The following is a 5,010-nucleotide window of genomic DNA, read 5'->3' on the forward strand; positions in this document are numbered from 1 at the left end:
CGCGGCAGTTGCGCATGACCAAGCAGCTCCTCACGCAGAATGCCAGCGAGACCGATTTGAAGCTGGCGCAGAAGCGCGAGACCGATGCGTTGAAAATCTGCTGGACGACGCCCGAACATCACGAGGCGGTCGACGCTTTCCTCAACAAGCGCAAGCCCGACTTCAAGAAGGCCGCGACGCGGGCCGCCGAATGAGCGCGCCTTACGAAGTCGAACGCATTCCCTTTTTCCTGCACTGGCAGGAAAAGGCTGCCTTCAAGGAAACCTATGCAGGTGCGATGGACACCGTCGTCGTCGAGGGCCAGCACCTGAAGCCGAAAGGCGTCGCCTCGAAAACCGTGCTCGTCTTCATGCATCCGACGGGAACGATGAACCTGTTGCCGATGCCCAATGCGCTGGCGGCCGCCGGCATTGCCTGCCTCACCTGCGGCAGCCGCTATCCGCATAATGACTCAGCGCTGATCATGGAGAAGGTGCTGCTCGATCTCGGGCATTACATTCGCTATGCGAAGGAAAAGCTCGGCTATGAAAAAGTGATCCTGGCCGGCTGGTCGGGCGGCGGTTCGCTGTCGATGTTCTATCAAGCCCAAGCCGAGAAACCCTCGATTACCGCGACACCGGCGGGCGATGCGGTCGACATCGTCGGCGCTAAACTCATTCCGGCCGATGCGGTGTTGCAGCTCGCCGCGCATGTCAGCCGCGCCATCACGCTGACCGAATGGCTCGACCCGTCGATCCGCAACGAACAGGACCCGGACGACCGCGATGTCGGGCTCGATCTCTATAATCCGCAAAACCCCAACCAGCCGCCCTATACGGATGCCTTCATCGCGCGCTTCCGCGCCGCGCAGATCGCGCGCTCGGCGCGGATCGACGGCTGGGTCAGGGACAAGCTCGCGGCGATGAAGCGCGCGGGCCGCGCCAACGAGGAATTCTGCTTCGTCGTCCACGGCACCATGGCCGATCCGCGCTGGCTCGATCTTTCGATCGACGCCAATGACCGCAAGGGACCGAACTGGTGTTTCATGGGTGAGCCGAAAATCGTCAACATGATGCCGGCCGGCCTGGCGCGCTATTGTTCGCTGCGCGCCTGGCTGTCGCAATGGTCCTACCGGGAAAGCCGCGCCGACGGACCGAAATGCGCCGGCGACATTTCGGTGCCGGTGCTTGTGGTCGAAAACAGCGCCGACGACGCCTGCACGCCGAGCCATGCGGCGCGGATCTTCGCCGGCGTCGCCCATGACGACAAGGAGTTTCATGTGGTCAAGGGCGCGACGCATTACTATATAGGGCAACCCGACAAGATGGCCGAAGCGGTGGCGCTGGTCGCAGGCTGGTTGCGCAAGAAGAAACTTCTGGATTGAGTTCAATGAATGTCGTCGTGAATGCAGCGCCCGCGCGCCGCGAACTGGCGCTGGCGGACGGCGCGATCTCCTTTCTCGAATGGGATGATGGTGCGGGCAAGCCGCCGCTGCATTTCGCCCATGCCAATGGCTTCAGCGGCGGCACCTACAGGCGTCTGCTGGCGCCGCTGGCCGGCGAATTCCACATCCGCGCCTGGGACGCGCGCGGCCATGGGCACTCGACGCTCACGGCCGATCCCGCGAAACATCGCAACTGGTATGTCTATCGCGACGATCTGATCGCCATGGCGGAGGATTTTCGCGCGGCGACAGGGCAGAAAATCATTCTGATGGGGCATTCGATGGGCGGTGCCGCCAGCGTGATGGCGGCTTCGGAACGGCCCGATCTCGTGCGCGGCCTCGTGCTGATCGACCCGGTGATGACGCCGCCGCTGTTCCGATACATGATGAAATTGTGGCGGCTCACGGGCCGCAAGGGCGGGCCGATGTCGCTGGCCGACGGGGCCGAACGGCGGCGCGCGGTTTTCGAAAGCCGCGAAACGGCGGTCGACCGCTATTTCGGCCGCGGCGCCTTCCGCACCTGGCCGCGCAAATTCCTGGAAGACTACATCGAAAGCGGCACGCGCATCCGCGAGGACGGGCAGGCCGAACTCCTCTGCGCGCCGGCATGGGAAGCCGCCAATTTCCGCGCACATGGCCACAACATGAACCGCGCGGTGGCGAAGCTCAACGTGCCCTTCGCGCTTCTTTACGCCGCCGAAGGCTCGACCTGCCGCCAGCCCTTCCCGACGCTGATGCGCGCCCGCGACCGCAAGGCCCATATCGCCGAGGTGCCGGGCTCGACGCATTTCCTGCCGATGGAGTTTCCGGACGTCGTCATCGCCGAAGTCCGCAACTTCAAGGCGCGGCTGGAGGCGGAAGGGCGGTGAGGTCACGCGGGTAGCGCCGCATGCTTGTTCCATTATCTGAAATTCAATGTCACCCCGGGGCTTGTTGCGTTGACATCTCCCCCACCTCGTCTTTGCCGGGCTTGACCCACTGCTGTCCGGTTAAGAAGAGCAGGGTTTGATTCAAACCACTTGCGACACAGCACTTTCTCCCATTTTCGTCATGACCCGGCTCGTCCGGGTCATCCACGTCTTTCTTTCTTCTTTTCAGCTTTTACGTGCCGAAAAGACGTGGATGGCCCGAATAAATCGGGCCATGACGGATTTGGTTGGTGCCGAGAGCCTCATTCCTGCAATCGTTTTCGCTTAACCGGACAGCAGTGGAATAAATCGGGCCATGACGCCCAGGGGGATCAAAGCCCCAGGATCCGCTTCGCAATAATGTTCTTCTGAATCTCGTTCGAGCCGCCATAGATCGATTGCGCCCGCGCGCCGAGATAGCGCGCGACGGCAGGCGCCGCGCCGGCCGGCAGCGCCGTGTTGTGGGTCCAGTCGGGCGCCACCGCATCGGGGAAGGCGGGCAGGGCATAGAACCCGAAGGCTTCCATGCCCAGTTCGGTAATGTCCTGCGCCAGCTCGGTGGCGATGATCTTGAGGATCGAGGATTCGTTCCCCGGCGCGCCGCCTTCGGCAACCGAGGAGAGCGTCCTGAGCACCGTGATTTCGAGCGCGTCGAGCCGCGTTTCGAGATCGCCGAGCTTGCGCGCGAAAGCCGGCTCGGCGATGAGGCCGCGCGCCTGCGCGACGCTGCGAATATCGGCAAGCTGCGCCCGCTTGCCCGCCACATGCGCGTAGGACGTGCGCTCATGACCGAGCAGGTAATTGGCATAGTGCCAGCCCTTGCCTTCCTCGCCGATGCGGTTCTCGGCCGGCACACGCACATCCTCGAAGACCACGCTGTTGAGCGCATGCTTGCCGTCGATGGTGATGATCGGCTGCACGCTGATCCCCGGCGTCTTCATGTCGATCAAGAGGAAGCTGATCCCCTCCTGCTTCTTTTCTTCGTGGGAGGTACGCAGCAGGCAGAAAATCCAGTCGGCATGCTGGCCGAGGCTGGTCCATATTTTCGTGCCGTTGACGATATAGTCGTCGCCGTCGCGCGCGGCGCTGGCCTGCAGCGAAGCGAGGTCGGAGCCCGAGCCGGGTTCGGAATAGCCCTGCGCCCAGAAAATGGTGCTGTCGAGAATGCCGGGCAGGAAGCGCTTCTTCTGCTCCGCCGTGCCGAACGTATAGATGACGGGCCCGACATAGAGCAGGCCCATCGGTACGACGTTCAGCGCCCCGGCGCGCTCAAGCTCCTCGTCGAAGATGTATTTCTGGTTGGCGCTCCAGCCGGTGCCACCATCCGCCTTCGGCCAGTTGACGGCAAGCCAGCCCTTGGCCGCCATCGCCCGTTCGGATGTCTGGTAGTCGGTTTTCGCGGGCGAGGCGCCCGACGCCATCTTCTCCACGATCGCGCGCGGATATTCGTTTTCGAAAAAGTCCCGCACCTGCATGCGGAACTGTTCGTCCTGTTCGGAGAAGGAGAAGTCCATGTTTTCGGCCGCCCGGTCTGAATTTTCGTTGGCGGCAGTCTAGCGGGCGCCCGCTCCAAAGCAAAAGGGCCGGTGTTTCCACCGGCCCTTCGCATTTCCGAGGCGTTTGAGTGCCGGACTTAGAAGTCCATGCCGCCCATTCCGCCCATGCCGCCCATGCCGCCGCCGCCCATGCCGCCGCCGGCGCCGCCGCCATCTTTCTTCGGCGCTTCGGCAATCATGGCTTCCGTGGTGACGAGCAGCGCGGCGATCGAGGCAGCGTCCTGGAGCGCCGTGCGCACGACCTTGGTCGGGTCGATGATGCCGGCGGCCACGAGGTCGCAATACTCTTCCTTCTGCGCATCGAAGCCCCAGTTGGCCTGCTTCGATTCCAGCACCTTCTGCACGACGATCGAGCCTTCGACGCCGGCATTCTCGACGATCTGACGGATCGGCGATTCGAGCGCCTTGCGGACGATCGCGATGCCGGCCTGGATGTCGGCATTATCATCCGCGAGCTTGCCGACCGCCTTGGTGGCCATCAGCAGCGCCCAGCCGCCGCCCGGAACGATGCCTTCTTCAACGGCAGCGCGTGTCGCGTTCAGCGCGTCGTCGACGCGATCCTTGCGCTCCTTCACTTCCGATTCCGTGGCGCCGCCGACCTTGATCACGGCCACACCGCCGGCGAGCTTCGCCAGGCGCTCCTGCAGCTTCTCCTTGTCGTAGTCGGACGTCGTATCCTCGATCTGCCGCTTGATCTGGCCGACACGGGCTTCGATGTCTTTCTTCTTGCCCGAGCCGTCGATGATCGTGGTGTCGTCCTTGGTGATCGAGATGCGCTTGGCCTTGCCCAGCATGTCGAGCGTCACGGATTCGAGCTTGATGCCCAGATCTTCCGAGATCACCTGGCCGCCGGTCAGGATGGCGATGTCTTCGAGCATCGCCTTGCGGCGGTCGCCGAAGCCCGGCGCCTTGACGGCCGCGACCTTCAGGCCGCCGCGCAGCTTGTTGACGACGAGCGTGGCCAGCGCCTCGCCCTCGATGTCTTCGGCGATGATCAGCAGCGGACGGCCCGACTGCACCACGGCTTCGAGCACCGGCAGCATGGCCTGCAGGCTCGCCAGCTTCTTTTCGTGCAGCAGGATCAGCGGCTCTTCGAGCTCGGCGATCATCTTGTCGGCATTGG

The 5,010-nt window shown here is 63.5% G+C and carries 4 protein-coding genes and 1 pseudogene; 3 read left to right on the plus strand and 2 right to left on the minus strand.

The annotated features are described in order from the left end of the window. The 3 genes and pseudogenes from WEB61_RS05525 to WEB61_RS05535 form a co-directional block, all read left to right on the plus strand. A pseudogene (locus WEB61_RS05525) lies at positions 1-194 on the plus strand (enoyl-CoA hydratase); the annotation flags it as partial. Further along, positions 191-1,363, plus strand: coding sequence for an alpha/beta hydrolase (locus WEB61_RS05530; protein WP_368063331.1), 1,173 nt, complete (start codon positions 191-193; stop codon positions 1,361-1,363). The pseudogene WEB61_RS05525 and the gene WEB61_RS05530, both read left to right, overlap by 4 nt. A 5-nt stretch (positions 1,364-1,368) precedes the next feature. Continuing rightward, entirely contained in the window at positions 1,369-2,292 is a 924-nt protein-coding gene (locus WEB61_RS05535) for an alpha/beta fold hydrolase (protein WP_368063334.1), read from the plus strand. Positions 2,293-2,663: 371 nt separating this feature from the next. On the opposite strand, the gene WEB61_RS05540 is transcribed toward WEB61_RS05535, so the two are convergent. Together WEB61_RS05540 and groEL are read right to left on the minus strand one after the other, a co-directional pair. Next, positions 2,664-3,845 (minus strand): acyl-CoA dehydrogenase family protein, encoded by a 1,182-nt coding sequence (locus WEB61_RS05540; RefSeq protein ID WP_368063332.1) that lies wholly within the window; start codon positions 3,843-3,845, stop codon positions 2,664-2,666. 119 nt (positions 3,846-3,964) lie between these two features. After that, a partial coding sequence (gene groEL / locus WEB61_RS05545) for a chaperonin GroEL (protein WP_368063333.1) occupies positions 3,965-5,010 on the minus strand: 1,046 nt, incomplete at its 5' end.

This window comes from Parvibaculum sp. (assembly GCF_040882025.1).
Lineage (GTDB): Bacteria > Pseudomonadota > Alphaproteobacteria > Parvibaculales > Parvibaculaceae > Parvibaculum.

Bases quoted from the DNA above. Each gene is read 5' to 3' on its own strand.
- WEB61_RS05530 (WP_368063331.1), top strand. From the start codon at position 191: ATGAGCGCGCCTTACGAAGTCGAACGCATTCCCTTTTTCCTGCACTGG.
- WEB61_RS05535 (WP_368063334.1), top strand. From the start codon at position 1,369: ATGAATGTCGTCGTGAATGCAGCGCCCGCGCGCCGCGAACTGGCGCTG.
- WEB61_RS05540 (WP_368063332.1), bottom strand. From the start codon at position 3,845: ATGGACTTCTCCTTCTCCGAACAGGACGAACAGTTCCGCATGCAGGTG.